Source organism: Streptomyces asiaticus (assembly GCF_018138715.1).
In the GTDB taxonomy this organism is placed as follows: Bacteria; Actinomycetota; Actinomycetes; order Streptomycetales; family Streptomycetaceae; genus Streptomyces; species Streptomyces asiaticus.
The window spans coordinates 3,707,666-3,734,053 of the sequence record NZ_JAGSHX010000006.1 but is presented as its reverse complement, the minus strand read 5'-3'; the positions used below and the strand labels follow the sequence as shown (position 1 = coordinate 3,734,053).

Below are 26,388 nucleotides of genomic sequence, written 5' to 3'. Positions count from 1 at the left end.
GCACACGGATAAGGGCCCGTCCCGGGCGATCCGGGGGCGGGCCCTTATCCGTCTGCGGAGGCGTCACTCCTCGATCATCAGACCCTTGCGGAGCCGACGGAGGGTGCGCGACAGCAGCCGCGAGACATGCATCTGGGAGATGCCCAGCTCCTCACCGATCTCCGACTGCGTCATATTGGCCACGAAGCGCAGGGAGAGGATCTTCCGGTCGCGGGCAGGCAGATCGGCGATCAGCGGCTTCAAGGACTCGACGTACTCGATGCCTTCGAGCCCGTGGTCCTCGTATCCGATCCGGTCCGCCAGCGCGCCCTCGGAGTCGTCCTCCTCCGGCTGGGCGTCCAGCGAGCTCGCGGTGTACGCGTTGCTCGCGGCCATGCCCTCGACCACCTCGGCCGGGCTGATGTCCAGCCGTTTGGCCAACTCGCCGACGGTGGGGGCGCGGTCGAGCCGCTGGGCCAGCTCGTCGCCGGCCTTGGCCAGGTCGAGACGGAGCTCCTGGAGGCGCCGCGGCACGCGCACCGACCAACTGGTGTCGCGGAAGAAGCGCTTGATCTCACCGACGATCGTCGGCATCGCGAAGGTCGGGAACTCCACGCCCCGGCCGGTCTCGAAGCGGTCGATCGCCTTGATCAGGCCGATGGTGCCGACCTGGACGATGTCCTCCATCGGCTCGCTGCGGGAGCGGAACCGGGAGGCCGCGAACTTGACCAGCGCCAAGTTGAGCTCGACCAGGGTGTTACGCACATAGGCGTACTCGTGGGTGCCTTCCTCCAGCACCTCGAGACGTTCGAAGAGGGTCTTCGACAGAGCCCTCGCGTCCACCGGCGCTACCGTGTCATACGGCGGGATTTCCGGCAGATCGGACAATTCCGGCAGTTCATCGAAGAGATGGCCAACGGTCGCCGGGGCGTCAACGTCGGGGGTGAACTGCTCGGGCAGGGGGGCCGACGAAACGGTGGTCCGAGTACTCCCCGTGGGTTCGGTACGCGTGTCGTCGAGGCGGGGTGACATAGTCTCCTCCATCGTTCTTCGGCATATGGCTGCCGGTGCCATAACGTGCTGCTCCGGTGAGCGGCGCCTCCAAAGCCGGTCCGTAAGCGGGTGTGACCCTCTACGCCTACCTGCATCGGCCACCAAGTGGCAAGTCCACGTTGTCCATATTTGCCGAACTATGCGAAATGTTCGGCTACCAGAGCAGCGGGTAGAAGGCGTAGGGTTCGATGCGCGCAATCGAAAGCAACGAGACGCCAGAAGAGGTGCGCAGATGGACCGCGGGATGGTCGGCAGCGCCAGCAAGGGCCGACTTCAGGTCGAGGTTCGGCACCACGGGGCGAGTGCGGTCGTCACGCCGGTGGGTGAGTTGGATCACCACACCGCCGAGGTGCTGCGCGAGCCGCTTGAGAAATGCGTGGAGGGGGGACGTGTCCGGCTGGTGGTGGACTGCTCGAAGCTGGAGTTCTGCGACTCCACCGGGCTCAATGTCCTCCTCGGCGCGCGGCTCAAGGCCGAGGCCGCGGGCGGCGGCGTCCACCTGGCAGGGATGTTGCCGATCGTTGCCCGGGTGTTCGAGATCACGGGCGCGGACGCCGTCTTTACCGTGCATGGGTCGCTTGACGCCGCTCTTGTCGAGTGACTTGGCTCACTCCTGTTTCCGGCGTGTCATCGATGGGTCATCGATGCGTTGCCCGCGTCACATCGATGGGGCGGAAGTAGTGGGTGTTCTCACGCTATGGCCGGGCAGGAGACAGGCTGAAACTGTTGAAGAGATCAGGTATCCCTTGTCCCTGAATCGGTGAATCGGTGAGGTGAAGCGCTGATGAGCACCACGCGGCCGTACCCGCCGGGCGACCGCGGCCCGGACCCGGACGGCCCCGCCGCTTCGGCCTCCCCACCGCCCCCTCCGACCGCCGGCGCCCCTCCGACCGCCGGCCCCACCCGCCAGATCCGCAGACTCCATCTGATCGGTGCCAGCGGGGCCGTGCCGCGCGCCCGCGACTTCACCCGCCAGGCGCTGCGCGACTGGGGGTGGCTTCCGGCCGCGACCGCCGACCACCGGGCCGCCGCCGAGGATGTGCTGCTCGTCGTCTCCGAGCTGGTCACCAACGCCTGTCTGCACGCCGAGGGCCCCGAGGAGCTGCGCGTCAGCTGCAACGCCAAAGTGCTCCGTCTGGAGGTCGTGGACCTCGGCACCGGTACGCCCGCGCCGCGCACCCCGCACCGCGCCGGACGCCCCGGCGGCCATGGCATGTTCATCGTCCAGCGGCTGTGCCTGGACTGGGGGGTCGTGCGGAACGTGGAGGGGACCGGCAAGACGGTCTGGGCCGAGCTGGCCGCGCCGGGCTGAAGAGCACGGCTCCGGCGCCACGATCCCGCTTTCCCCCACCCCTTCTCCGCCCCACGCCGATCCGGCGTGCTCTTTGTCTTCCCTTGACGAGGTCCCCGGCGTACCGTCAGCGCCCAATCTGATGTGCCGTCAGTTACATTCGGCTGCGGCGCTTGACGAGAGGGGATCTCGTGGTGTCCCACAACCAACGCCGTCCGGCCGGCCGTGGCGGCGCCCTCACGCTCGCGGCGGCCCTGGCCGGGTCCGTGGTGCTGCTCACCGCCCCGGCCGCGCACGCCGACACCGTGGACGTCGACTACAAGTGCAAGACGCCGATCGGCGACAAGAGCGCCGTATCGCCCATCGACATCAAGAGCGTCGCGAGCGGCGGTTCCTACAAGCTCACGATGTCCTTCCAGAAGGGCGTCTCCTCCAGCCCCGTCGAGCTCGGCAAGGGCGCCATGCACCCCAGCGCGCTCATCAAACTGGGCGGAGCGGAGAGCGGCACGGTATCGGTGTCGGGCCCCGCCAACGACAAGGCCATCCCCGCCAACACCCCGATCAAGATCAGTGACCTGTCGGGCACCTACACCCCCAAGAAGAGCGGAAAGGTCACCTTCACCGCCTCCACGCTCACCATCAAGGCGCTGGGCACGACCACCACCTGCACCCCCGGCAACAACCCCAAGCCCTCGCTGACGCTGGACGTCAAGGCCGCGGGCGGCGGCGGAGACTCCGGCTCCACCGGCGGTTCGGGCAGTACGGGCGGTACGGGTAGTACGGGTGGTACGAGCACGGGCGGATCGGACGGCTCCAGCGGTGCGCAGGGCGGCTCCGGCAACGACCAGCTGCCGCAGACCGGACCGACGGACTCCGCCGTCGCGCTCGGCACCCTCGGCGGCACGGTGCTGCTCGCCGGGGTGGCCGGGGCGCTCTGGCTGACCCGCCGTCAGCGTCCCACCTCCTGACGCGCGCGGCAGCCGAGGAGCCGCCGATGCCGTCGCGTATCCGTGCCACGGTCCATGCCGTCATCCGCCCGGCCGGGCGGGCAGCCGTACGCCGGGGTGTCCGGGCAGCGGTACGTCCGGCCGTCCGCCGAGCCGTCCGCGCCTGTGCCCCGGTCCTGCTGGCCGCCTCCCTGGCCTCCCTGGTGAGCTCCGCGTCGTGGACCGCCACGGCGGCCGCGGCCGGGCCCGACTGGTCGGCGGCCCCTGCCGCCGGGGGCGGCGGCGCGCCGGGCGCGGGCGACCGGCCGTACATCTACCTCGAAGGCGGGCCCGGCGCCGTCCTCGAGGACAAGCTCTCGGTCACCAACCGGAGCGAGCACCCCCGCACCGTCCGGCTGCGCGGCGGCGACGGCGCCCGGATCGCGCTCGCCGAACGGCGGGTGACGGTGCCGCCCCGCACCCGCGCCGACATTCCCTTCACCGTCACCGTCCCCTCCGACGCGGTGCCCGGTGAGCACCCCGGCGCGGTCATGGTCTCCTCCGGCGGCCGGGAGATCGCGGTCCGGCTGCGGCTGCGGATCAGCGGCGCGACGCTGTCCGCCCTCTCCGTCGAGGACGTGACGGTCCAGGGTCACGGGGACGGGGCGGCCATCCGCTACGCCCTGGTCAACCGCGGCAACACCGTGCTCACCCCCCGGCTGGCCGTACGTGCCGACGGGCTCTTCGGCCAGGTGCTGCGCCGGGCCCCCCGCACCCTGCCGGTCGAGCTGCCGCCGGGCAAACGGGTCCGGCTCACCGAGAGCTGGCCGGACCCGCCCGCCCTGGACTCGGTGGACGTGACGCTCACCGTCACCGCGGGCGGGGGCGCGCACGCCACCGCGACCGCCGGCTACACGGCCGTCCCCTGGTGGCTGCTCGCACCGGCGGCGACCGCCTTGGCGGGCGCCGGGGGAGGCGTCTGGCTGCTGCGTAGGCGGCGCCGCCGACACCGCACACCGCGATCGCAGCCGCAGCCGGAAGCACAGCCGCAGCCGGAACCGCAGCCGCAATCGCAGCGCACAGGGGCAGGAGCGACCACGTGAACGCACGCCGACACCCAGGCACCCCGGTCCGGCCCTCCGCCGTGCTCACCGTGCTCGCCCTGGTCCTCCTCACCCTCGGCGCGCCCCTTACGGGCGGCGCCGCGGCGGCCGAGGGCCCGACCGCCAAGGTCTCCAAGGCCGAGGCGGGCACGGGCGGCACGGTCACCGTGACCGGCGCCCACTGGCGGCCGCGCGCCCTGCTCACCCTGCTCATCTGCGGGCAGAACATGATCGGCGGCACCAATGCGTGCGCCAACGGCGCCGGCAGGGCGGTCACCGTCGGCAAGGACGGCACCTTCACCAAGAAGCTGCCGGTGTCCGAGCCGCCCAAACCCTGCCCCTGTGTCATCCATATAGCGACCGTCACCGGCGAAGCCGCCGCCGCGGACGTGGCGTTCAAGGTCGCCGGACACCCGGTCGCGCCGCTGCCGAAGCAGCGGACCGGGGGCGAGCGGCTGAGCGTGCTCTCGGCCCGGCTCGACGGCTCCAGCGGGGTGCTGACCTGGTTCGGCGCACCGCCGAGGCGAAAGCTCGTGGTCACCGTCGGCAATCTCGGCTCGACCCCGGCCCGCGACCCGGTCTTCGAGGTGGGCAGCTCGCACGGCGTCTTCGCCCCGTCCTGGGAGGAGCAGCGCTGGCGGGGGACCATCAAGCCGGGGAAGAAGGCGCAGGTCAAGCTGGACGTCGAACTGTCCGCCGGGGCCCATGGCGACTATCTGGTCTCACTGCGCTACGGCCACAAGCTGCTCGTCGAACAGCCGTGGGCGGTGGGACGGCCCTGGGGCGTCACGCTCTTCTGGGTCCTGCTGTGCGTGGTGGTCTCGGCGACGGTCTTCCGGATCGGCATGGCCGTCGTGGACAAGGTACGGCCCCGTACGGCCCGGACCGCGCCGCCACCGCCACCGCCCCCGTTCCCGCCCTCGTCGCCGCCGTCCGGACCGGCCGCGGCGGACGGCGCACCGCCGGCGCTGCCCTGGTTCACCCCGGACACCGCGCCGGAGGCTCGGCCGCGCCACCAGATTTCCGCACCGACCGAGGAGAACCGACCGACCCCGAAAGGAACCACGTGAGATGCGACCAAGAGTGAGTGCGGCCGCCGTCGCGCTGCTGCTCGGCGGTGCGGGCGTGCTGCTCGGCGCGGGCAGCGCGGAGGGCGCCGACGTCTCGTACAAGACCGAGTGCTTACCGCCCCCCATCTCCGGACTGCCCCCGGTGGAGGGCACCACGACCGTGGCCGTGACGGCACCGGAGACGGCCAAGGTCGGGGACGAGGTCGAGGTGGTGTGGAAGACGGTGCAGGCCGCCTCCAAGAACCCGCCCATCCTCGACCTGGAGGCCAACACCGTGCTGCCGACCGGCACCGTCACGGTGGGCGGCGCGCAGACCGGCGAACTGGCCATGGAGGGGCCGCGGGAGAACCCGGCGATCCCCAAGGGCGGTGAGATGAAGCTCTCCGACATGAAGGGGAAGCTCAAGCTCACCAAGGCGGGAGAGGTGACGCTGACGCCCGGCGGCTACAACATCAATGTCAGCAAGCCGCTGTCCACGGACACCAAGTGCTCGGCGAAGGAGGACGTGAAGGCCGCCGCGACCATCAAAGTGACGGACGGCGGCAGCGGCCCGGGCGGTACGACGAGCGGTACGACGAGTGGTACCACGAGCGGGACGACCAGTGGTACCACGAGCGGCACCACCAGTGGTACGACCAGCGGTACCACGAGCGGAACGACCAGTGGCAGCACCAGCGGTACCACGAGCGGAACGACCAGTGGCACCACGAGCGGCACCACCGGTGGCGGGGGCGGCGGTGGCGGTTCGTACACCGGCAAGGAGGTTCAGGTCGCCTACGCCTGCAAGACCCCCATCGGCGACAAGAACGCGACCTCCCCGGTGCAGATCAACGCCACCAAGAGCGGTGGGAACTTCGAGCTGACCGTGAAGTTCGGCAAGTCCGTGATGGACAGCCCGGCCGACATCCCCGCCAATTCGGTCAAGCCGTCGATGGCCGTCAAGGTCGGCGGTGCGGACAAGGGCACCGTCGCCGTGGCGGGGCCGACCAACAAGGGGCCCATCAAGTCCGGCGATCCGATCGAGATCCCCGACCTCACCGGCACCTACAAACCGGGTGCGAGCGGCAAGTCGACGCTCACCCCCGGGGTGCTGACGGTCAAGGCGCTCGGTACGACCACCACCTGCACCCCGTCCAAGGACCCCGGCGCCTCGCTGGAACTGGACACCACCGGCCAGCCCGGCGGCACCACCGGCGGTGACTCGACCGGCGGCGGCAGCGGCTCCGGTGGCTCCACCTCCGGCGGCGGCGGTTCGGGCAGCAGCGGCGGTTCGTCCACCAGCGGCGGACTCGCCGACACCGGTGCCAGTGACCACGGCGGGCTGAAGGCGCTCGCCCTGATCGCCGGTACCACCGTGCTGCTCGGCGGCGCCATCTTCACCCTCACCCCGTGGCGCAAGCTGCGCGGCACCACCCGCTGAACACCGGCCCATACGAAAGCCCACACGAATGGCGAAGGGCCCGGCGCGGATCTCCCCGCGCCGGGCCCCTCGTGAGCCTCTTACTGACGTCAGTGGACGTCCTTACGGACGTCAGTGGACGTCGGCCATCAACGCCACGACCTTCTTCCGGTACATGAAGACCGCGAAGCCCGCGAGCGCCGCCATCGTCGCCTCCAGCGCGATCACCCCGCCCCCGCTCAGATCGACCCCGGCGATGGACAGCAGGCCCGTGACACAGTCGCCCGCGGTCACGGCCAGGAACCACACGCCCATCATCTGGCTGGCGTACTTCGCCGGCGCCATCTTGGTGGTCACCGACAGGCCGACCGGCGACAGGCACAGCTCACCCATCGTCTGGATCATGTAGATCGACACCAGCCACAGCGGGCTGACCTTGGTCCCGTCCCCGGCCATCCCCATCGGCACGACGAAGACGAAGAACGAGGCACCGACCAGGACCAGGGCCATCGCGAACTTCAGCGTGGTGTTCGGCTCCCGGTCACGCCGCGCCAGCCACAGCCACAGCCAGGCGAAGACCGGCGCCAGCGCCATGATCATCAGCGGGTTGACGGACTGGAACCACGAGGACGGGAAGTGCAGCCCGAAGACCGTGTCCGCGGTCTTGGAGTCGGCGAAGGCCGACATCGTCGAACCGCCCTGGTCGTAGATCATCCAGAACACGGCGGCGGCCACGAAGAACCAGATGTACCCGCTCACCTTGGTCTGCTCGACCGCCGAGAGCTCCCGGTCGCGCTTGATCCGGATCAGCACCCCGGTCGGGATGATCAGGCCGAGGATGGTGATCGGGATCAGGACCCAGTTGAGGGTCCAGCTGCCGCTCAGCACCACGCCGGTGTAGAAGACCGCGGCCACGATCAGCCAGATCATCGCCTTGCGCAGCCAGGAGCGGCGCTCCTCGGCGGCCAGCGGGGTGGGGACGACGCTGCTCTCCGCGCTCAGGTGGCGGGTGCCGATCAGGAACTGGACCAGGCCCAGCGCCATGCCGAGGGCGGCGAGCGCGAAGCCCAGGTGCCAGTTGTACGACTGGCCGACGGTGCCGATCACCAGGGGGGCGGCGAAGGCCCCGAGGTTGATGCCGATGTAGAAGATGGTGAAGCCGCCGTCCCGGCGCGGGTCCTGCGGACCGTCGTAGAGCTGGCCCACCATCGTGGAGATATTGGCCTTGATCAGACCGGAGCCGAGTGCCACCAGGCCGAGTCCGGCGAAGAAGGTCGCCTGGCCGGGGACGGAGAGCGCCAGATGCCCGGCCATCACGATGCCGGACGCGATCACCACCGTCTTGCGCGGACCCCAGACCCGGTCGCCGAACCAGCCGCCCGGCATGGCCAGCAGATAGACCATGGCCAGGTACACCGAGTAGATGGCCACCGCGTTGCCCTCGGTCATCCCGAGTCCGCCGCCCTGCCCGCCGTCCTTGGCGTCGGGGCCACCGGAGATCAGATAGACCACGAGCAGGGCCCGCATACCGTAGAAGCTGAATCGCTCCCACATCTCGATCATGAAGAGAGTGGCCAGGCCGCGGGGGTGGCCGAAGAAGGTTTTGCCGCCGGCAGGGGTCCCCTGCGCGGTGGCGCCCTTCGTCAGGCTGGACGCCATGGTGGTTTCCTTGCGTGCTCAGGGAGCGCTGCCAGGCGGGGCCAGCGCCCTGTGGGGGGGATGGCTGAGCGACTGAGCGGCCGGGCGCGGCCGGGCCGGTTGTGCCGACCCCGTCCCGCTCCGGACATGACAGAGACCTTTGGGTGCGTCGTCGCCACCAAAGGTCCCGGAGGAGTGCTACAGACGTTGTTTCACCATACGACACGTTCTTGACACCTTTGGGGACGGTGAGAGATAGCTCACGGGGAGGTGTGCAACCGTCCGTGCTCCGTCCGTCGCGCCGTACGCGCCCCGTGCTCCGATCTCAGCGGACTACCATCACCCCCATGACCCGAGTACTGCTCGCCGAGGATGACGCATCCATCTCGGAGCCGCTCGCCCGCGCCCTGCGCCGCGAGGGGTACGAGGTCGAGGTGCGTGAGGACGGACCCACCGCGCTCGACGCCGGTCTGCAAGGAGGCGTCGATCTGATCGTCCTCGACCTCGGCCTGCCCGGGATGGACGGGCTCGAGGTCTGCCGTCGGCTCCGTACGGAGGGCCATGGCTTTCCGGTGCTGGTGCTCACGGCCCGCGCGGACGAGGTGGACACGGTGGTCGGCCTGGACGCCGGCGCCGACGACTACGTGACCAAGCCGTTCCGGCTCGCCGAACTGCTCGCCCGGGTCCGGGCACTGCTGCGGCGCGGCGCGGTCGAGACGCAGCAACAGCAGCCGGCCACCCACGGGGTGCGGATCGACGTCGAGTCGCACCGCGCCTGGATGGGCGACGAGGAGCTCCAGCTGACCGCCAAGGAGTTCGATCTGCTGCGGGTCCTGGTGCGGGACGCCGGGCGGGTGGTCACCCGCGATCAGCTGATGCGCGAGGTGTGGGACACCACCTGGTGGTCCTCCACCAAGACCCTCGACATGCACATCTCCTGGCTGCGCAAGAAGCTCGGTGACGATGCGGCCAATCCCCGCTATATCGCCACCGTCCGCGGTGTCGGCTTCAGATTCGAGAAAAGCTGACCAGAGCTGACACGGTAGGGCAATGCGCCGTCGCTTGATCAACTCCACCCTGGCCGTGGTGCTCGTCGTCATCGCGGTCTTCGGTCTTTCGCTGGTCATCGTCGAGACCCGGACCATCGAGAACAGCGCCCAGGAGAGCGTGAGCTCCGACGCCGTGCGCCTGGTCAGCATCGTCGACAGCAGGCTGCTGGGCGGCGAGGGGGTCACCCCCAAGGTGCTGCGCGAGCAGATCGAGCCCGGGCGCTACGCCGTGATCAGGATGCCCGACCACCGCACGGTGGAGATCGGCAAGCGCCCCGCGGGCAGTGTCATCTCCGCCGAGGAGCCGGGGGAGCAGGGCGAGGTCGTACGGGTCGAGGCGTCCCGCTCCACGGTGAGCCGGGAGATCGGCCGCACCATGCTGATCATCCTGGCGGTGGCGCTGCTCGCCGTGCTCGCCGCGGTGGCCCTCGCCGTACGCCAGGCGCACCGGCTCTCCGCCCCGCTCACCGATCTCGCGGAGACCGCCGAGCGGCTGGGCTCCGGGGACCCCCGGCCGCGCCACCGGCGCTACGGGGTGCCAGAGCTGGACCGGGTCGCCGACGTCCTGGATGCGAGCGCCGAGCGCATCGCCCGGATGCTCACCGCCGAGCGGCGGCTGGCCGCCGACGCCTCCCATCAGCTCCGTACGCCGCTGACCGCGCTGTCGATGCGGCTGGAGGAGATCACGCTCACCGACGACCCGGAGACGGTCAAGGAGGAGGCGACGATCGCGTTGGGCCAGGTGGAGCGGCTCACCGATGTCGTTCAGCGGCTGCTGACCAATTCGCGCGATCCGCGCAGCGGCTCCGCGGTCGCCTTCGACCTGGACGAGGTCGTCAAGCAGCAGATCGAGGAGTGGCGCCCGGCCTCGCGCAGCGAGGGCCGCGCCATCGTGCGCTCGGGCAAGAAGGGGCTGCGCGCGGTGGGCACCCCGGGCGCGGTCGCCCAGGTGCTGGCCACGCTGATCGAGAACTCGCTGATGCACGGTGACGGCACGGTCGCGCTGCGTACCCGCGTCACCGGCAACCAGGCCGTGGTGGAGGTCTCGGACGAGGGGCCCGGGGTGTCGCCTGACCTGGGGGCGCGGGTCTTCGAGCGCACGGTCAGCGGGCGCAACTCCACGGGGCTGGGGCTCGCCGTGGCGCGGGACCTGGCGGAGGCGGACGGCGGGCGGCTGGAGCTGCTCCAGCAGCATCCGCCGGTGTTCGCACTCTTCCTCAGCCGGGAGGCCGAGGACCCCTCGGTCTCCTGAGCGGCCCCGCCGTGCCGCTGGGCTACTTGCGGACCGGCTGCTTCCGGGTGGCCTGGGCGGGCGGCGCCTCGGACAGGAAAGCCTCCGCGTGCTCGACGGCCTCCCGCGCGGGCAGCGTCCGGAACACCCAGGTCCGGTAGGACCAGAAGCGGAAGAGGGTGCCCAGGCCGATGCCGAGGAACTTGAACATATTGCTCTGGAGTGAGCTGTCCCACCCGAAGCCGTAGGTGGCGGTGTAGAGCACACCGTTCTCGATGATCAGGCCGATGGCGCTGAACAGCAGAAAGAGGCTGAGTTCCTTGGTGCGGCCCTGCTTGTCGCGATCCCGGTAGGTGAAGTACCGGTATCCCACGTAGTTGAAGCCGGTGGCGACCACCGTGGCCACGATGCTGGCCCGCACCACGGGGAGTTCGGTGACCCCGCGCACCAGGTTGAACACCGCGAGATTGACGAAGACGCCGGCACCGCCGACCACCCCGAACTTCGCGATCTCGCGGGTCAGTTGCCCCATCCGGGCACGCAGCCCACCGAGTGTGCTCCGTTCACTCATGGTGATCGTTCAGCCCCGTCCCGTCGGCGTTGTCAATCACCCCATGCTAACCAGCAGCCGCGCCTCGCGCCCTTCAGGCCGCGAGGCTGGGCCCGGCGGATTGTCTGGAGGTTCCTCCAACGCAGGTCAGGGCCGGTCGGAGGGGGAAGTTACCCTGGGAGGGTGACATTCCCGGTAGTCGGCATGGTCGGCGGCGGCCAGCTCGCCCGTATGACCCATGAGGCGGGCATCCCCCTCGGCATCAGGTTCAAGCTGCTCAGTGACACCCCCCAGGACTCGGCGGCCCAGGTGGTCAGCGATGTCGTCATCGGCGACTACCGCGACCTGGACACGCTTCGTGCTTTCGCACAGGGCTGTGATGTGGTCACCTTCGACCACGAGCATGTCCCGGCCGAGCATCTGCGCGCGCTGGAAGCGGACGGCGTGGTCATCCGCCCCGGAGTCGAGGCGCTGCTGCACGCCCAGGACAAGGGTGTGATGCGCGAGCGGCTGCGTACGGCCGGTGTGCCGTGCCCCTGCCACCGCATCGTGGCCGACCCCGAGGACGTGGCGCGATTCGCGGACGAGGGCGACGGCTTTCCGGTCGTCCTCAAGACGGTGCGCGGCGGCTACGACGGCAAGGGCGTCTGGGTCGTCCGCGGCGCGGCGGAGGCGGCCGAGCCGTTCCGCGCGGGCGTGCCCGTCCTCGCCGAGGAGATGGTCGACTTCGCCCGCGAGCTCGCCGCCAATGTCGTACGGTCCCCGCACGGTCAGGCCGTCGCCTACCCCGTCGTGGAGTCGATCCAGGTGAACGGGGTCTGTGACACCGTGATCGCCCCGGCCCCCGGCCTCTCCGAGGAGTTGTCCGGCCAGGCGCAGGAGATGGCGCTGAAGATCGCCGCCGAGCTCGGGGTGGTCGGCCATCTCGCGGTCGAGCTCTTCGAGACCCGCGACGGCCGGCTGCTGGTCAACGAGCTGGCCATGCGCCCCCACAACTCCGGCCACTGGACCCAGGACGGCGCCGTCACCTCCCAGTTCGCCAACCACGTACGGGCGGTGCTCGACCTCCCGCTGGGCGACCCGCGCCCGCGCGCGCGGTGGACGGTGATGACCAATGTGCTCGGCGGCGACTTCCCCGACATGTACGCGGCGTATCTGCACTGCATGGCCCGCGACCCGGCGCTCAAGATCCATATGTACGGCAAGGACGTGAAGCCCGGGCGCAAGGTCGGCCACGTCAACACCTATGGCGACGACCTGGCCGACGTCCGCGAGCGCGGCCGCCACGCCGCCGACTACCTCCGAGGGACCATCACCGAATGAGCGCTCCTGTGATCGGCATCGTCATGGGCTCCGACTCCGACTGGCCCGTCATGGAAGAAGCGGCCAAGGCCCTCGACGAGTTCGAGGTCCCCTACGAGGTGGATGTCGTCTCGGCACACCGCATGCCGCGCGAGATGGTCGCCTACGGCGAGAACGCGGCGGACCGCGGCCTCAAGGCGATCATCGCCGGCGCGGGCGGCGCCGCCCACCTCCCGGGCATGCTCGCGTCCGTCACCCCGCTGCCGGTCATCGGGGTACCCGTACCGCTGAAGTACCTCGACGGCATGGACTCCCTGCTGTCGATCGTCCAGATGCCCGCCGGGGTTCCGGTGGCCACGGTCTCCGTGGGCGGCGCCCGCAACGCGGGCCTGCTCGCCGCCCGCATCCTGGCCGCCCACGACGCCGGACTCCAGGCCCGGATGCGCGAGTTCCAGGACGAACTCAACGCCCAGGCCACGGAGAAGGGCAAGCGTCTGCGCGCGAAGGTGGACGGGTCGGGTTCGTTCGGCTTCGGCCACTGAGCCGTATTCAAGCCCCAGCGGGGCAATTCCAGCCCCTCCGGCGCTGGCGGGGCAATTCCAGCCCCTCCGGCGTTTGAGGAGCGGGGTCCGGGGCGGAGCTCCGGCGGGGGCCCGGGGGCGGAGCCCCCGAAAACGGGGGGCTGGGGGCGGAGCCCCCAGTTTCGGGAAGGGGCGGGGTGGGGAAAGCCCGCCGCAGGCGCCCCACCGTAGGCGCCCCCACCCCACTCGCCCCCACAACACGTGACTTCGACGCCGCCCCATACGAAACTACGAGGATGACCGATCACCTCGCGCAAGCCCACGACCTGCTGGCCACCCACCCCATCGTGGACGGCCACAACGACTTCCCCTGGGCCCTGCGCGAGCAGGTCCGCTACGACCTCGACCAGCGCGACATGGCCACCGACCTCACCGCCTACACCCACACCGACCTGCCCCGGCTACGGGCCGGCGGCGTAGGCGCCCAGTTCTGGTCGGTGTTCGTCCGCTCCGACTTCCAGGGCGACACGGCGGTCAGCGCCACCCTCGAACAGATCGATGTCGTCCGCCGGTTCACCGACCGGTACGCGACCGACCTGCGCCCCGCCGTCACCGCCGACGACATGGAGGCGGCCCGGACCGAGGGCCGGATCGCCTCCCTCATGGGAGCCGAGGGCGGCCACAGCATCAACTGCTCCCTGGCCACCCTGCGCACCCTCTACGACCTCGGCGTGCGCTATATGACGCTGACCCACAACGACAACGTCCCCTGGGCCGACTCGGCGACCGACGAGCCGAAGGCCCACGGCCTCACCAACTTCGGCGAGGAGGTGGTGCGCGAGATGAACCGCCTGGGCATGCTCGTCGACCTCTCCCATGTCTCGGCCGACACCATGCGGGACGCGCTCCGGGTGACGGAGGCGCCCGTGGTCTTCTCGCACTCCTCCGCGCGCGCCGTCTGCGACCATCCGCGCAACATCCCGGACGATGTGCTGGAACTGCTGCCCGCCAACGGGGGCGTGGCGATGGCCACCTTCGTGCCCAAGTTCGTACTGCCCGAGGCGGTCGCCTGGACCCGGGAGGCGGACGAGAACATGCGCGCCCACGGGCTGCATCCGCTGGAGATGACGCCCGCCGCGATGAAGGTGCAGCGCGCCTTCGAGGAGGCCAACCCGCGCCCCATGGCCACCGTGTCGACCGTCGCCGACCACCTCGACCACATGCGCGAGGTGGCGGGCATCGACCACATCGGCATCGGCGGCGACTTCGACGGCACCGCCTTCACCCCGGAGGGCCTGGGCGATGTCGCGGGCTATCCGAACCTGGTGGCCGAACTCCTCGACCGCCGCTGGTCACCGGCCGACCTGGCCAAGCTGACCTGGCAGAACGCGGTCCGTACGCTGCGCGGCGCAGAAGACGCGGCACGCGCGGCGCAGACCACACGCGGCCCGTCCATCGCGACGATCGACCAACTGGACGGCACGGACGCCGCCTGAGGCGCACACAACGGGGAAGCCCCGGTCTGAGGCGCACACAACGGGGAACGAGTCAGGGATGAATCAGACAGAAGGGATGTCCCGCCGGGTCGGCGAAGACGCGGAAGTCCCGCTTCCCGCCCTCGTCGTCGAGGTCCAGCGCCCGGGCCCCCAGCGCCAGCACCCGCTCCTGCGCCTCTGCCATATCGGCCACCCGCAGATCGAGGTGCAGCTGCTGCGACTCCTTCGCCGACGGCCAGCTCGGCGCGACGAAGCCGGGCGCCTCCTGGAAGGCCAGCCGCGCCCCGTCGGGCAGGTGGAGATCGACCCAGGGCTTCCCCTCGTTCTTGATCTCACCGCCCAGCACCTGCTGGTAGAAGTAGGCGAGCGCGGTGGGGTCGGGGCAGTCGAACGCGACAAGTTCCAGTTTGGCGGTGGCCATGGCTCCTCCTCGGGTCCCGTCCCGGGTTGACCGAACGGGCCCCGTCAAACAGGGAACCTCACACCCCGTCAAACAGGGAACCTCACACCCCGTCAAACAGGGAACCTCACACCCCGTCAAACAGGGAACCTCACACCCCGTCAAACGGAGAGTTTCACACCCCGTCAAACGGGAAGCCTCACACTCACACCCCGTGAAACAGGCAACCCTGCGACGCCCTCACGCCATCGGGCGCCCGAGCGCCCGGTACGTCCACCCGGCGTCGCGCCAGACGTCGGGGTCCAGCGCGTTGCGCCCGTCGAGGATGCGGCGCTCGGCGACGACCGCGCCGAGGCTCGCCGGGTCCAGCTCCCGGAACTCGCGCCACTCGGTGAGGTGCAGCACCGCATGGGCGCCCTCCGCCGCCGCGGCGGCGGTCGGGGCGTAGGCGAGGGTCGGGAAGAGGGCCCGGGCGTTCTCCATGCCCTTGGGGTCGAAGACAGTCACCTGGGCGCCCTGGAGGTGTATCTGACCGGCCACATTGAGCGCGGGGGAGTCCCGGACGTCATCGGAGTCCGGCTTGAAGGTGGCGCCCAGCACCGCGACCCGCTTGCCGAGGAAGGCGCCGCCGACGGCCTCGCGGGCCAGCTCGACCATATGGCCCCGGCGCCGCATGTTGATCGAGTCGACCTCGCGGAGGAAGGTCAGCGCCTGGTCGGCGCCGAGCTCACCGGCGCGCGCCATGAAGGCCCGGATGTCCTTCGGCAGACAGCCGCCGCCGAAACCGATCCCGGCCCGCAGGAACTTCTTGCCGATCCGCTCGTCGTAGCCGATGGCCTCGGCGAGCTTGACCACATCGCCGCCCGCCGCCTCGCAGACCTCGGCCATCGCGTTGATGAAGGAGATCTTGGTCGCCAGGAAGGAGTTGGCCGCGACCTTGACCAGCTCGGCGGTCGGGAAGTCGGTCACCACGAAGGGCGAGCCCTCGCCGATGGGCGTCTGGTACACCTCGCGCAGCAGCTTCTCGGCCCGGTCGCCCGCGACGCCGACCACGATCCGGTCCGGGTGCAGGGTGTCCTGGACGGCGAAGCCCTCGCGCAGGAACTCCGGGTTCCAGGCGAGCTCCGCGTCCGCTCCCACCGGGGCCAGCTCGGCCAGCCGGGCCGCGAGCAGGTCGGCGCTGCCGACCGGCACCGTGGACTTGCCCACGACCAGCGCGGGGCGGCGCAGATGCGGGGCCAGCGACTCCACCGCGGAGTTCACGTAGCTCATGTCACAGGCGTACTCGCCGTGCTTCTGCGGGGTGTTCACACAGATGAAGTGGATGTCGCCGAACTCCCCGGCCTCCTCGTAGGAGGTGGTGAAGCGCAGCCGCCCGCTGGACCCCTCGATCCCCACCGTATGGCGCCGCAGCAGCTCCTCGAGGCCGGGCTCGTACATCGGCACCCGGCCCTGGGTGAGCATCGCGATCTTCTCGGGCACGACGTCGAGACCCAGCACCTCGAAGCCCAGCTCCGCCATGGCCGCTGCGTGGGTGGCGCCGAGGTAGCCGGTGCCGATCACAGTGATCTTGAGGGCCATGCAGTGCTCCAGAACGGTCGATCGCAGATGCGGTGCCTGAGCATAGTCGGGACCGGGGGACGGGCTCAGCCGACTCTGTCAGGTAGCTCACGTATACCTACCGAGGCGTCGCCCCTAGAATTCAGTTACTTAACGGTAGTTAGCGCTTTATGGGGAGTGAGAGGCTTGACGTCCTCGGTGAACGACTTCGACCTGTACCGGCCGTCCGAAGAGCACGACATGCTCCGGGACGCCGTCCGCTCTCTCGCCGAGGCGAAGATAGCCCCTTACGCCGCCGAGGTCGACGAGGAGGCCCGGTTCCCCCAGGAGGCGCTGGACGCCCTGGTCGCGAACGATCTCCACGCGGTGCACGTCCCCGAGTCCTACGGCGGCTCGGGCGCGGACGCGCTGGCCACCGTGATCGTCATCGAGGAGGTCGCCCGGGTCTGCGCCTCCTCCTCCCTGATCCCCGCGGTCAACAAGCTGGGCTCGCTGCCGGTCATCCTCTCCGGCTCCGAGGAGCTGAAGAAGAAGTACCTGGCCCCGCTCGCCAAGGGCGACGCGATGTTCTCGTACTGTCTCTCCGAGCCGGACGCGGGCTCGGACGCGGCCGGGATGAAGACCAAGGCGGTCCGCGACGGCGACTTCTGGGTGCTCAACGGCGTCAAGCGCTGGATCACCAACGCCGGGGTCTCCGAGTACTACACGGTGATGGCCGTCACCGACCCCGAGAAGCGCTCCAAGGGCATCTCCGCCTTCGTCGTCGAGAAGTCCGACCCGGGCGTCTCCTTCGGCGCCCCGGAGAAGAAGCTCGGCATCAAGGGCTCCCCGACCCGCGAGGTCTACCTCGACAACGTCCGCATCCCCGCCGACCGGATGATCGGCGCCGAGGGCACCGGCTTCGCCACCGCCATGAAGACCCTCGACCACACCCGGATCACCATCGCCGCCCAGGCCCTCGGCATCGCCCAGGGCGCGCTCGACTACGCCAAGGGGTACGTCCAGGAGCGCAAGCAGTTCGGCAAGCCGATCGGTGACTTCCAGGGCGTCCAGTTCATGCTCGCCGACATGGCGATGAAGCTGGAGGCCGCCCGGCAGCTCACCTACGCGGCGGCGGCCCGGTCCGAGCGGGTGTCCCTCGGCGGCGGCAAGGAGGACCTGACGTTCTTCGGCGCCGCGGCCAAGTGCTACGCCTCCGACGCCGCGATGGAGATCACCACGGACGCCGTCCAGCTGCTCGGCGGCTACGGCTACACCCGTGACTACCCGCTCGAGCGGATGATGCGCGACGCCAAGATCACGCAGATCTACGAGGGCACCAACCAGGTTCAGCGCATCGTGATGGCAAGGAACCTTCCGTAGTCTTCGAAAGACCAAAGACCGCTGCCGGGCCCGTCGGGCCCGGCAGCGGTCTTTGGTGGTGGTCCGGATCAGTTGCTGGAGACGGTGACCTTGTCGTCGTTCTTCAGCTCGCTCATCAGCTGCTTGACCTTCGCCATGTCCCACTGCACCGCGCTGCCCTTGGAGGTGGCCAGGCCGGGGTTGGAGATCGGCATGTTCATCTGCTTGCCGTCGCCGCCGGAGACGCTCTTCATCGCGAAGAACATGTCCTTCACGTCCCACAGGCTCATGTCCTTGTCGACGACCAGGTTGTCCAGGCCGGCGCCCATCGTCGGGTAGAGCTTGAACGGGTTCATGATCGTGCTCGGCGAGGCCGCCTTGTTGGCCAGCGCGGACAGGAACTTCTGCTGGTTCTTGGTGCGGTCCAGGTCGCCGCCCGCGAGGCCGTAGCGCTGCCGGACGAAGGCGAGCGCCTGCTGGCCGTTCAGCGTCTGCTTGCCCTTCTTCAGGTCATTGCCGGACTTCTTGTCCTTCATGTCCTGCGGGACGTCGATGTCGACGCCGCCGACGCCGTCCACCAGGTTGGCGAAGCCGTCGAAGCCGATCTCCGCGTAGTGGTCGATCTTCAGACCGGTGTTGTACTCGATCGTGCGGACCAGCAGTCCGGGGCCCTCGGAGGAGTACGAGGCGTTCAGCTTGTTCTGGCTCTGCGGGATCCGATTGCCGCTCTCCGAGCCGGTGAAGGCCGGGATGGTGACCCAGGAGTCACGCGGGAGGCTGATCATGGTGTTGCCGTTCTCACCGACATGGAGAAGGATCATGGAGTCGGTGCGCCGACCCTGGGCCGAGCCGGTGTGCAGCTTCTTCTTGTCCTCGTCGGACATGCCCTCGCGGCTGTCCGAACCGACGATCAGGTAGTTGGTGCCCTTGCCGCCGCCCGGCCGGTCCTCGACCTTGCTCAGGTCCACCTCGTTGCGGAGCTTGGAGTCGGCCCAGATGTAGGTGCCGATGCCGACGGCGAGCAGCAGGACGATCAGGGTGACCAGGCCGATGGTTATCCGGCGCTTCCAGTTCTTCGGCCTCACCGGGCGCGGGCCGCGGCCGCCGGGGCCACCGGGGCCACCGGGGCCACCGGGGCCATGGTCGCCGCCGCCCGGTCCGCCGTTGCCGCGGCCGTAGACCTGACCGGTGTTGTAACCGTCGTCGTAGTCGTCATAGCCCTGGGACGGCTGCTGCCGCGGAACGGTGCCGTGCGGCGAGAGGCCGGGCGGCAGCGGCGGCTCGTCGTACGGCGGTGGACCGCCCGCACCGGGCGCGCCGCGCCTCACCTGTGGCATCGCGCGAGCCCCCTCCGGCTCGGCGCTGCCGCTACCACGTCCGTACCGGCCGCTACCGTCGCCGGACCATCCCTGGGGCCATTCGCTCATGCAATGCAGTGTGCCTGGTCGGGTGGGTCGCATTACAGGGCGGGTGCCGGATCGCGGCAGGGCTGTTGCAGACCTGATAAGAATCTGGTCCGCATAAGGTGGACGACATGACCAAACAGGCCCAGGGTGCGGAACCGGAGCTTCCGGGAAAGCCCACCTCCGCCTCTCGTACCACGCTGTCACACATCATGACCGGCAGTGACACCAATCTCCTCGGCACCGTCCACGGCGGCGTGATCATGAAGCTGGTGGACGACGCCGCCGGAGCGGTCGCCGGACGCCACTCCGAGGGGCCCGCGGTCACCGCGTCGATGGACGAGATGGCCTTCCTCGAACCGGTCAGGGTCGGCGACCTCGTCCATGTGAAGGCCCAGGTCAACTGGACCGGCCGGTCCTCCATGGAGATCGGGGTGCGGGTGCTGGCCGAGCGGTGGAACGAGTCCACGCCCGCCACCCAGGTGGGCAGCGCCTATCTGGTCTTCGCCGCCGTCGACGGCGACGGCAAGCCCCGGCCCGTGCCCCCGGTCATCCCGGAGAGCGAGCGGGACAAGCGGCGCTACCAGGAGGCCGAGATCCGCCGGACCCACCGGCTGGCCCGCCGTCGCGCGATCAAGGAACTCCGCGCCCAGCGCACCGCCGGGCGCGCCGACGACACCACCGAGGGCGCCGACCGGCCGTGACCCCCGGGGTCGCCGCCGACCGGCCGTGACCCCCCGGGGCCGGCGACGACCGCCCGTGCCCCGGGGTCAGAGGGAGCGGGTGGCGCCGCCCTCGGGGCAGACGACCTCGTCGCCGGTGACGGCACCGAACCCGGCGGTGTCGGTCTTCGGCGCCTCGACCCGGACCGGCCGTACGCCCTTGTAGTCCGCGCCGATCGTGATCTCCATCACCGCGCCCTGCCCGACCACCGGCTTCAGCCGGGCCCCGGGGAGCGCGGCCGCGAGCGAGCGCACCGAGCGGTCCCAGATGGGGTCGTACGCGATCACCGTGTGCCGGACGTCGGCGGTCGCGGCGTCGGCGGGGGAGCCGGTGGCGGCGAATCCGGTGGCGTGCAGCGCGCGGTCCGCGCGGCGGGCGAGCCCCGTCGTATTGGTGCCGTTGAGCACATGCACCCGGATCCGGGCCGGGTCCACGTCCACCGGGGTGGCCCGGACACGCTTCGGGCGGTGGGTGACGAGCGGCCGGTCCGCGCGGAGGGTGGTGAAGAGCCGCTCGGCCTTGGCCCGGTTCCAGCGGAGCGTGGAGCCGGCCCCCTTCACCGGCACACCGGGCAGCACCACCGGGACCGAGGCGAACTCCGAGGACGCGGGGGTGACCCCGCTCATCGCCCGCCCCAGGGCGACCAGGTCCTCCGCGCTGAAGCCGTGGTCCGCGCGGACCGAGCCCAGCAGCGCCCCGGCCACCCGGTTGAACCGCACCGGGTTGAGCAGGATGCGCCCGGCCGTGGTCTGGTGGACCACGGCGGCCATGAAGCGCTGCTGCCGCTGGATCCGGCCCAGGTCGGAGGTGCCGTCCACATGCCGGGAGCGGACGTACTGCAACGCCTGGCCGCCGTTCAGCACATGGGTGCCGGCCGGCAGGTCGAGACCGGTGTGGTCGTCCTTGAGCGGCCGCGCGGTGCAGATCTTCACCCCGCCGAGCACATCGACCGTCTTCATGAAGCTGGTGAAGTCCACCTCGAGGTAGTGGTCGATATGGACGCCGGTCAGATGCTCCACGGTGCGCACGGTCAGACTCGGCCCGCCCTCGGCGTACGCGGCGTTGAGCTTCCGCGGATGGCTCGGATGGCGCTTGCCGGTGGCGTCGGTGTACGCGGGGATCCTGGCGTACGAGTCGCGGGGCAGGCTGACCGCGCTGACCCGGCGGTGGTCGCCCGACAGATGCATCAGCATGATCGTGTCGGTGCAGCGGCAGGGGGCTCCGCCCAGCCGGTACAGCGCCTTCTCCCGAGGTGTGATCTTCTCCCGTCCGTCCGTGCCGACCACGAGGAAGTTGACGCCCCCGCCGGTGCTCTTCGGCCGGTTGTCCAGGCCGCCGAAGGCATCCACCCGGTGGATTCCGGAATCGAGCTCCCTGACCAGCAGATGCCCGATACCGCTGACCGCCAGCACCAGACAGGCGCCGCCCGTGGCCAGCCGCAGCCCCCAGCGGGGGCGGCGGGAGCGGGGGCGCGACGGGCGCGGCGATCGGGCCGGTGCACTCACTCCGGGGACCTCCGTGAACTTCGGCGGGCTGGGCGGAACCGCCTCACCGTAGGTCCATACGACGATCGCCTTGGCGGCCCCACGCCGCCCGTACGGGGCGCTGCCACCCGGGCGGCGCGCTCCGGTGTCCACCATTCGCGGTAACGTGGCCCGGAAACCGCAGTCCTTTGGGGCCCCCGCCCCCAGTCTCCTGGGGCCCGGCCCCCGAACCCCGAGGTGCCATGCCCCCGCATCAGCTCCCGGCCGTCTCCGTGATCATGCCGGTGCTCAATGAGGAACGCCATCTGCGCAATGCCGTACGGCACATCCTGGAGCAGGAGTACGACGGTGAGATGGAGGTGGTGATCGCGCTCGGCCCGTCCACGGACCGCACCGACGAGATCGCCGCCGAACTGGTGGCGGAGGACCCCCGGGTGCATACGGTCCCCAACCCCACGGGCCGCACCCCCGCCGCCCTGAACGCGGCGATCAAGGCGTCCCGCCATCCGGTGGTGGTCCGGGTCGACGGCCACGGCATGCTCTCGCCCGACTACATCGCGACCGCCGTACGGCTCCTGGAGGAGACCGGCGCGCAGAACGTCGGCGGGCTCATGCACGCCGAGGGCGAGAACGACTGGGAGAAGGCCGTCGCCGCCGCCATGACCTCCAAGATCGGGGTCGGCAACGCGGCCTTCCACACCGGTGGTGAGGCGGCCCCCGCCGAGACCGTCTATCTGGGCGTCTTCCGGCGCGAGGCGCTGGAGCAGCAGGGCGGGTACAACGAGGAGTTCATCCGCGCCCAGGACTGGGAGCTGAACTTCCGGATCCGCGAGGCCGGCGGGCTGATCTGGTTCTCGCCCGAGCTGAAGGTCTCCTACCGGCCGCGGCCGAACGTGCGGGCCCTGGCCAAGCAGTACAAGGACTACGGCCGCTGGCGCCATGTGGTGGCCCGCTTCCACCAGGGCTCGATCAATCTGCGCTATCTCGCCCCGCCGACCGCCGTCGTCGCCATCGCGGCGGGCATCGTGGTGGGCGCGGCCGTCACCCCGTGGGGCTTCGTGATCCCCGGCGGCTATCTGGCCGCGATCGTCGCGGGCTCGCTCCCCGCGGGCAAGGGGCTTCCGGTGGCTGCCCGGCTGCGGATCCCGGTGGCGCTCGCGACCATGCACATGTCGTGGGGCTGGGGCTTTCTGACCAGTCCGCGGGCGCTCGCCAAGAAGGTCATCGCCAGCCGCCGCCCGGCGGTCATGGCGCCGTAGCCGCGCCCGTACACCACGTACACCACGTACGCCGGAGGGGCCGGACCCGCATCGGGTCCGGCCCCTTCCGCATGCCGTGACGGGCGGGCGGGCGTCAGAAGGAGTAGCCCGCGTTGACCTTCATACAGCCCTTCTCCTCGCCGTTGAGCGCGTCCGCGCTCTTGGGCGTCTTGTCGCCGTCGTCCGCCGCCGCCTTCGGATAGGCGGTGCCCTCGCGCCAGTCGTTGCCGACCACCAGGGTGATCTCCCGCACCGACTTCGACGCCTTCACCGCGGACTTCGGCAGCTTCAGCGCCTTGGCCACGGCCAGGGCGTCGCCCTGCCGGGGCTCGTCCGGGTAGAGGACGGTGGTGTCGGCCTGCGAGATGAGCATCGTGTTCGCGGTGGCCTTGGCGTAGCCCAGCCGCGCCAGCTCGGAGGTGATGACCGCCGCCCGGCCGGAGACCGGCCCCAGGACGGTGCTCGCGGTGCCGTTCTGCACCACCACCGGGATCTGCTCCTTGGGCGCGGTGGGCGCCGGGGTGGCGTCGGGCTTCTTCTTGTCCCTGCCGTCCAGGCTTATGTCGTTGCGCAGCAGCGAGAAGGTCTGCTCGGCGTCGCCCGGCTTGGGCAGTACGTACTCCCCGCCGCCGCCGTACTCCCAGGGCATGGTGATCATCGTGGTGCGCTTGGTCGGCACCCGCTTGAAGTCATTGCCCAGGTCGTACAGCTTCTTGACGGTCCCGAGGCCGTGGTCGACGGTCAGCGCGTCGGTGGCGGCCTCCGCGAGGTCCATCAGCTTGCCCGGGTCGCTGAGCTTGGTGCCCGACTTCAGCTGGCGGATCATCGACGTCATATACATGTGCTGGGCCTTGGCCCGGCCGATGTCGCTGTTGTCCTCGAAGCCGTAGCGGGTGCGCAGCCACTGGAGGGCCTGGACGCCCTTGACGTTGTGGGTGCCCTTGGTCAGCTTCAGCCCGGAGCCATGGCCCTTGCTGTCATGCGAGTAGACGTTGTTGTCCACGCACACCGGGACGCCGCCGATGGCGTCCGCCATGGAGACCACTCCGGAGAAGTCGATCATCATGAAGTGATCGATGTAGACGCCGGTGAGCTCCTTCCAGGTGGCGACCGTGCAGCCCGGGCCGCCGTGCTGGAGCGACTGGTTGATGGCTCCCTCGGTCTTCGGATACACCGTGCCGTCGTGCGGATCGGTGCACTGGGGGATGGTCACCCGGGTGTCGCGCGGGATGCTGACCACCGACATGTTGCTGCGGTCGGCCGAGACGTGCACCAGCATCTGCACATCGCCCAGCGGCTTGCGGTCCGCGTCCTGCTTGGCGCCGCCCAGCTTGACGTTCTCCGCGGTGTTCCGGCTGTCGGAGCCGATGAGCAGGATGTTGAGGGGGGTCTGTCCGGCGGCGTTGGGCTCGGGCTTGCCGATCTTGCTGTCGCCGAGGTCCAGAGCCTCCTTCTTCAGATTGCCGTTCAGGTGTTCGTAGTAGAAATATCCGGCGCCGGCCGCGCCCAGCACCAGCACGGCCAGCGTCAGGGCGGTCCAGCGCAGGATCCGCACCCCGCGGCTCCGCTTCGGCCGCCCCTGACCACCCGGCCGGCGCCCCGCGCCGTGCGACGCGGGGCCCTCCCCTTCCGGCGGGCTGTCGTCCTCACCGTTTTCACGTGGTTCGGGAACGGTGGCCCGCCGCCCTCTCTCCCCCCGCACACTGCTCTCCCGCATCGGGCCCTCCCCGCAGTTTCTCGGTCGTCCGGCCCGATGGACGAGGGTGGATCCGCTGGCCGGCGACAGTCACTTGGCGCAGACGTCCTTGTCGTCGGCCTCGACCCTCTGAATGTCCTTCGGCGCCTTCGACGGGGCGGAGATCGGTGTGCCGGCGCCCTTGAAGTCCGCGCCCAGCGTCAGGGTCATCTCCGCCATCGGCTCGGCGTCCTTCGTGCCTTCCTTCATGGCGGAGGCGGGCAGCCCCATGCTGTCGGCCAGCCGACGCGCCTGGTCGGCCTGGTTGGGAGCGTACTCCAGCGTCGTCTTCTTCAGTTCTGACGGAGCGTTTCCGCCGTTGCTGGTGCGGGACATCCCCTCGGTGTTCTGCATCCAGTCGACGGTCTCCTGGGCGGCGCCGAACTGCCCGCTGCCGTTGAGCACCTTGACCCGGACGTCGGCGGGATCGGCCTTCGGCCCCTTCAGCCGCCCCGCCTGCTCGTTCTTGGCCGCCTTCTCCTTCTTCTTGACCTCGGTCAGCGAGACATCCTGCCGGACCATGGAGAAGAGCGGCTCGGCCTTGGTCTTGTCGAGCAGCACGGTCGCACCGTCGGTGTTGTCGACGACCGGAACGGTCGCGAAGGTGACGTTCTTGAGATCGACCTTGCTCAGGTTCTTCCCCAGCGAGGCCAGCTTGGAGACGGTGCCGATCCCGGTGTCCACGGTGAGCGCCTTGGTGGCCGTCTGGGCCAGGTCCCACATCTTGCCCGGGTTGGTGAGCGTCCCGCTGGCCTTCATCTTGCGCATCAGCGAGCTCAGGAACTGCTGCTGGAGCTTGATCCGGTCCAGGTCGCCGCCGAAGCCGACGGCGTGCCGGGTCCGGACGAACGCCAGGGCCTGCTCGCCCTTGACCGTGTGCCGCCCCTTCTTCAGATTCAGGTGCGACTTGGGGTCGTTGATGTCCTTGCCGAGGCAGATGTCCACCCCGCCGACCGCCGTGGACATGCTCTTGACCGCGTTGAAGTCGGCCATCATGAAGTGGTCGATCTCCAGCCCGGTGATCTTCTCCACCGTCTGCCAGGTGCAGCCGGGGTCGCGACCCTCCTGCCCCAGACTGGTGTTGAACCGCACCTCGTCCTCGCCCGGGATCTTCTTCCTCCGGCCGTCTTCCTTCACGGTGCAGTCCGGGATGTCGGTGATCATGTCGCGCGGGAAGCTCAGCACCGTCGCGTTCGACCGGTCCTCGGAGACGTGGAACAGCAGGGTGGTGTCGGCGTGGCCGACGCTACCCGCGTCGCCGTAGCCCTCGTTCCCCTTGCCGTCCCGCCGGTCGGTGCCGATCAGCAGGATGTTCATCGGGCCGTCGGAGACCGCGGCGTTGTTCTCGCCGACGTCCACCTTGCTGATGTTGTTGTTCAGGTGCTGATAGACGAAGTACGCCGCGGCCGAACCGCCCACCAGCAGGAAGGCCAGGGTGCCGCTGCCCCAGTAGAGCGCCTTCTTCGTCTTCGACTTCTTCGGCTTCGGCTTGCGACGGCTGACCGGGCCGGCCGCCTGCTCCTTCTCCGCCTCCCGTTTGGCCGCGCGGCGACGCCCTCTGGGCTCGGAGCCGGTGGTGCCGTCATCGCTCGATGATCTGGTGACCCGTCGCAGCTCCGTGGTGTCGTCCGCCGATGTCTCGGCGGGATTCAGCCGCAGCTCGTAGTTGCCCGTATTCGGGTCGAACACCCACTGATCGGCTGGGTCGAAGTCACCCGCCCCGCCAGGGCCTTGCGCGTCCACGGTCGCCTGTGTCCTCCGTCGGTGCCACGCGGCGCCTCCCCCTCAAGGCGCTCCATCTGTCTTCGTGCAGTGCGCGGCCACCTCGTAGAGCGCACCGGATCGCTCACACTATCCGTCCAGATCAGCGTCAAG

At 70.0% G+C, this 26,388-nt stretch carries 23 protein-coding genes; 14 read left to right on the top strand and 9 right to left on the bottom strand.

All coding sequences use genetic code 11. From position 1 onward, the window contains the following. Positions 1-63 precede the first annotated feature (63 nt). Complete coding sequence (locus KHP12_RS23100; protein WP_037954360.1) at positions 64-1,011, bottom strand: RNA polymerase sigma factor SigF; 948 nt, start codon at positions 1,009-1,011, stop codon at positions 64-66. 253 nt (positions 1,012-1,264) lie between these two features. Between KHP12_RS23100 and KHP12_RS23095 the strand changes: the two genes are divergently transcribed. The 6 genes from KHP12_RS23095 to KHP12_RS23070 all read left to right on the top strand — a co-directional run bounded on the left by KHP12_RS23095 (position 1,265) and on the right by KHP12_RS23070 (position 6,842). Beyond that, entirely contained in the window at positions 1,265-1,633 is a 369-nt protein-coding gene (locus KHP12_RS23095) for an STAS domain-containing protein (RefSeq protein ID WP_037954359.1), read from the top strand. 183 nt (positions 1,634-1,816) lie between these two features. Further along, entirely contained in the window at positions 1,817-2,344 is a 528-nt protein-coding gene (locus KHP12_RS23090; protein WP_138915297.1) for an ATP-binding protein, read from the top strand. A 170-nt stretch (positions 2,345-2,514) separates the two neighbouring features. After that, entirely contained in the window at positions 2,515-3,291 is a 777-nt protein-coding gene (locus KHP12_RS23085) for an LPXTG cell wall anchor domain-containing protein (protein WP_086884521.1), read from the top strand. Positions 3,292-3,317: 26 nt separating this feature from the next. Next, positions 3,318-4,352 (top strand): COG1470 family protein, encoded by a 1,035-nt coding sequence (locus tag KHP12_RS23080; protein ID WP_086884522.1) that lies wholly within the window; start codon positions 3,318-3,320, stop codon positions 4,350-4,352. Then, positions 4,349-5,422 (top strand): hypothetical protein, encoded by a 1,074-nt coding sequence (locus tag KHP12_RS23075; protein WP_086884523.1) that lies wholly within the window; start codon positions 4,349-4,351, stop codon positions 5,420-5,422. The genes KHP12_RS23080 and KHP12_RS23075 overlap by 4 nt, the downstream gene beginning before the upstream one ends. A 1-nt stretch (position 5,423) precedes the next feature. After that, positions 5,424-6,842 (top strand): hypothetical protein, encoded by a 1,419-nt coding sequence (locus KHP12_RS23070; protein ID WP_086884524.1) that lies wholly within the window; start codon positions 5,424-5,426, stop codon positions 6,840-6,842. Between the two features lie 111 nt (positions 6,843-6,953). Here the strand turns inward: KHP12_RS23070 and KHP12_RS23065 are convergent, their stop codons facing one another. Continuing rightward, entirely contained in the window at positions 6,954-8,480 is a 1,527-nt protein-coding gene (locus tag KHP12_RS23065; protein ID WP_211833633.1) for a peptide MFS transporter, read from the bottom strand. A 326-nt stretch (positions 8,481-8,806) separates the two neighbouring features. Here KHP12_RS23065 and KHP12_RS23060 point away from each other — a divergent pair, with 326 nt between their 5' ends. Beyond that, positions 8,807-9,487 carry a response regulator transcription factor gene (locus KHP12_RS23060; RefSeq protein ID WP_020870789.1) on the top strand — a complete coding sequence of 227 codons (681 nt, stop codon included), beginning with the start codon at positions 8,807-8,809 and terminating at the stop codon, positions 9,485-9,487. A 22-nt stretch (positions 9,488-9,509) separates the two neighbouring features. Beyond that, positions 9,510-10,760, top strand: a complete 1,251-nt coding sequence (locus KHP12_RS23055) for a sensor histidine kinase (RefSeq protein ID WP_086884526.1) — start codon at positions 9,510-9,512, stop codon at positions 10,758-10,760. A gap of 22 nt (positions 10,761-10,782) precedes the next feature. On the opposite strand, the gene KHP12_RS23050 is transcribed toward KHP12_RS23055, so the two are convergent. After that, positions 10,783-11,310 carry a GtrA family protein gene (locus tag KHP12_RS23050; RefSeq protein WP_211833631.1) on the bottom strand — a complete coding sequence of 176 codons (528 nt, stop codon included), beginning with the start codon at positions 11,308-11,310 and terminating at the stop codon, positions 10,783-10,785. Between the two features lie 162 nt (positions 11,311-11,472). Here KHP12_RS23050 and KHP12_RS23045 point away from each other — a divergent pair, with 162 nt between their 5' ends. The 3 genes from KHP12_RS23045 (at position 11,473) to KHP12_RS23035 (ending at position 14,608) form a co-directional block, all read left to right on the top strand. Continuing rightward, the gene (locus tag KHP12_RS23045; protein WP_308036127.1) at positions 11,473-12,612 is read left to right on the top strand and encodes a 5-(carboxyamino)imidazole ribonucleotide synthase; all 1,140 of its coding nucleotides are present in this window, start codon (positions 11,473-11,475) and stop codon (positions 12,610-12,612) included. Beyond that, positions 12,609-13,133 (top strand): 5-(carboxyamino)imidazole ribonucleotide mutase, encoded by a 525-nt coding sequence (purE, locus tag KHP12_RS23040; protein WP_086884528.1) that lies wholly within the window; start codon positions 12,609-12,611, stop codon positions 13,131-13,133. The genes KHP12_RS23045 and purE overlap by 4 nt, the downstream gene beginning before the upstream one ends. 275 nt (positions 13,134-13,408) lie before the next feature. Then, positions 13,409-14,608 carry a dipeptidase gene (locus KHP12_RS23035; protein ID WP_086879847.1) on the top strand — a complete coding sequence of 400 codons (1,200 nt, stop codon included), beginning with the start codon at positions 13,409-13,411 and terminating at the stop codon, positions 14,606-14,608. Positions 14,609-14,660: 52 nt separating this feature from the next. On the opposite strand, the gene KHP12_RS23030 is transcribed toward KHP12_RS23035, so the two are convergent. Both KHP12_RS23030 and KHP12_RS23025 read right to left on the bottom strand, forming a co-directional pair. After that, positions 14,661-15,029, bottom strand: coding sequence for a VOC family protein (locus KHP12_RS23030; protein WP_037954329.1), 369 nt, complete (start codon positions 15,027-15,029; stop codon positions 14,661-14,663). Positions 15,030-15,248: 219 nt separating this feature from the next. After that, positions 15,249-16,589, bottom strand: coding sequence for a UDP-glucose dehydrogenase family protein (locus KHP12_RS23025; RefSeq protein WP_086879848.1), 1,341 nt, complete (start codon positions 16,587-16,589; stop codon positions 15,249-15,251). 165 nt (positions 16,590-16,754) lie between these two features. Between KHP12_RS23025 and KHP12_RS23020 the strand changes: the two genes are divergently transcribed. After that, a complete protein-coding gene (locus KHP12_RS23020; protein WP_276328609.1) occupies positions 16,755-17,930 on the top strand; it encodes an acyl-CoA dehydrogenase in 1,176 nt (391 codons plus the stop codon). A 68-nt stretch (positions 17,931-17,998) separates the two neighbouring features. Here the strand turns inward: KHP12_RS23020 and KHP12_RS23015 are convergent, their stop codons facing one another. Then, on the bottom strand, positions 17,999-19,336 hold the full coding sequence (locus tag KHP12_RS23015) for an LCP family protein (RefSeq protein ID WP_211833629.1): 1,338 nt from the start codon (positions 19,334-19,336) through the stop codon (positions 17,999-18,001). 107 nt (positions 19,337-19,443) lie between these two features. Between KHP12_RS23015 and KHP12_RS23010 the strand changes: the two genes are divergently transcribed. Continuing rightward, positions 19,444-20,016: an acyl-CoA thioesterase gene (locus KHP12_RS23010; protein ID WP_086879850.1), complete on the top strand. Its 573-nt coding sequence runs from the start codon at positions 19,444-19,446 to the stop codon at positions 20,014-20,016. Between the two features lie 66 nt (positions 20,017-20,082). On the opposite strand, the gene KHP12_RS23005 is transcribed toward KHP12_RS23010, so the two are convergent. After that, the gene (locus KHP12_RS23005; protein ID WP_086879851.1) at positions 20,083-21,540 is read right to left on the bottom strand and encodes an LCP family protein; all 1,458 of its coding nucleotides are present in this window, start codon (positions 21,538-21,540) and stop codon (positions 20,083-20,085) included. A 221-nt stretch (positions 21,541-21,761) separates the two neighbouring features. On the opposite strand from KHP12_RS23005, the gene KHP12_RS23000 reads away from it, so the two are divergent. Next, positions 21,762-22,778: a glycosyltransferase family 2 protein gene (locus tag KHP12_RS23000; RefSeq protein ID WP_037954319.1), complete on the top strand. Its 1,017-nt coding sequence runs from the start codon at positions 21,762-21,764 to the stop codon at positions 22,776-22,778. A gap of 94 nt (positions 22,779-22,872) precedes the next feature. On the opposite strand, the gene KHP12_RS22995 is transcribed toward KHP12_RS23000, so the two are convergent. Further along, positions 22,873-24,495 (bottom strand): LCP family protein, encoded by a 1,623-nt coding sequence (locus KHP12_RS22995; protein ID WP_086884461.1) that lies wholly within the window; start codon positions 24,493-24,495, stop codon positions 22,873-22,875. Positions 24,496-24,564: 69 nt separating this feature from the next. After that, positions 24,565-26,256, bottom strand: coding sequence for an LCP family protein (locus KHP12_RS22990; RefSeq protein ID WP_086884460.1), 1,692 nt, complete (start codon positions 26,254-26,256; stop codon positions 24,565-24,567). Positions 26,257-26,388 lie beyond the last annotated feature (132 nt).

Coding starts and splice junctions, on each gene's coding strand:
- KHP12_RS23060 (WP_020870789.1), top strand. CDS start 8,807: ATGACCCGAGTACTGCTCGCCGAGGATGACGCATCCATCTCGGAGCCG.
- KHP12_RS23095 (WP_037954359.1), top strand. CDS start 1,265: ATGGACCGCGGGATGGTCGGCAGCGCCAGCAAGGGCCGACTTCAGGTC.
- KHP12_RS23025 (WP_086879848.1), bottom strand. CDS start 16,589: ATGGCCCTCAAGATCACTGTGATCGGCACCGGCTACCTCGGCGCCACC.
- KHP12_RS23055 (WP_086884526.1), top strand. CDS start 9,510: ATGCGCCGTCGCTTGATCAACTCCACCCTGGCCGTGGTGCTCGTCGTC.
- KHP12_RS23090 (WP_138915297.1), top strand. CDS start 1,817: ATGAGCACCACGCGGCCGTACCCGCCGGGCGACCGCGGCCCGGACCCG.
- KHP12_RS23015 (WP_211833629.1), bottom strand. CDS start 19,336: ATGAGCGAATGGCCCCAGGGATGGTCCGGCGACGGTAGCGGCCGGTAC.
- purE (WP_086884528.1), top strand. CDS start 12,609: ATGAGCGCTCCTGTGATCGGCATCGTCATGGGCTCCGACTCCGACTGG.
- KHP12_RS23035 (WP_086879847.1), top strand. CDS start 13,409: ATGACCGATCACCTCGCGCAAGCCCACGACCTGCTGGCCACCCACCCC.
- KHP12_RS23000 (WP_037954319.1), top strand. CDS start 21,762: ATGCCCCCGCATCAGCTCCCGGCCGTCTCCGTGATCATGCCGGTGCTC.
- KHP12_RS23030 (WP_037954329.1), bottom strand. CDS start 15,029: ATGGCCACCGCCAAACTGGAACTTGTCGCGTTCGACTGCCCCGACCCC.
- KHP12_RS22995 (WP_086884461.1), bottom strand. CDS start 24,495: ATGCGGGAGAGCAGTGTGCGGGGGGAGAGAGGGCGGCGGGCCACCGTT.
- KHP12_RS23070 (WP_086884524.1), top strand. CDS start 5,424: ATGCGACCAAGAGTGAGTGCGGCCGCCGTCGCGCTGCTGCTCGGCGGT.
- KHP12_RS23010 (WP_086879850.1), top strand. CDS start 19,444: ATGACCAAACAGGCCCAGGGTGCGGAACCGGAGCTTCCGGGAAAGCCC.
- KHP12_RS23100 (WP_037954360.1), bottom strand. CDS start 1,011: ATGTCACCCCGCCTCGACGACACGCGTACCGAACCCACGGGGAGTACT.
- KHP12_RS23065 (WP_211833633.1), bottom strand. CDS start 8,480: ATGGCGTCCAGCCTGACGAAGGGCGCCACCGCGCAGGGGACCCCTGCC.
- KHP12_RS23050 (WP_211833631.1), bottom strand. CDS start 11,310: ATGAGTGAACGGAGCACACTCGGTGGGCTGCGTGCCCGGATGGGGCAA.
- KHP12_RS23080 (WP_086884522.1), top strand. CDS start 3,318: ATGCCGTCGCGTATCCGTGCCACGGTCCATGCCGTCATCCGCCCGGCC.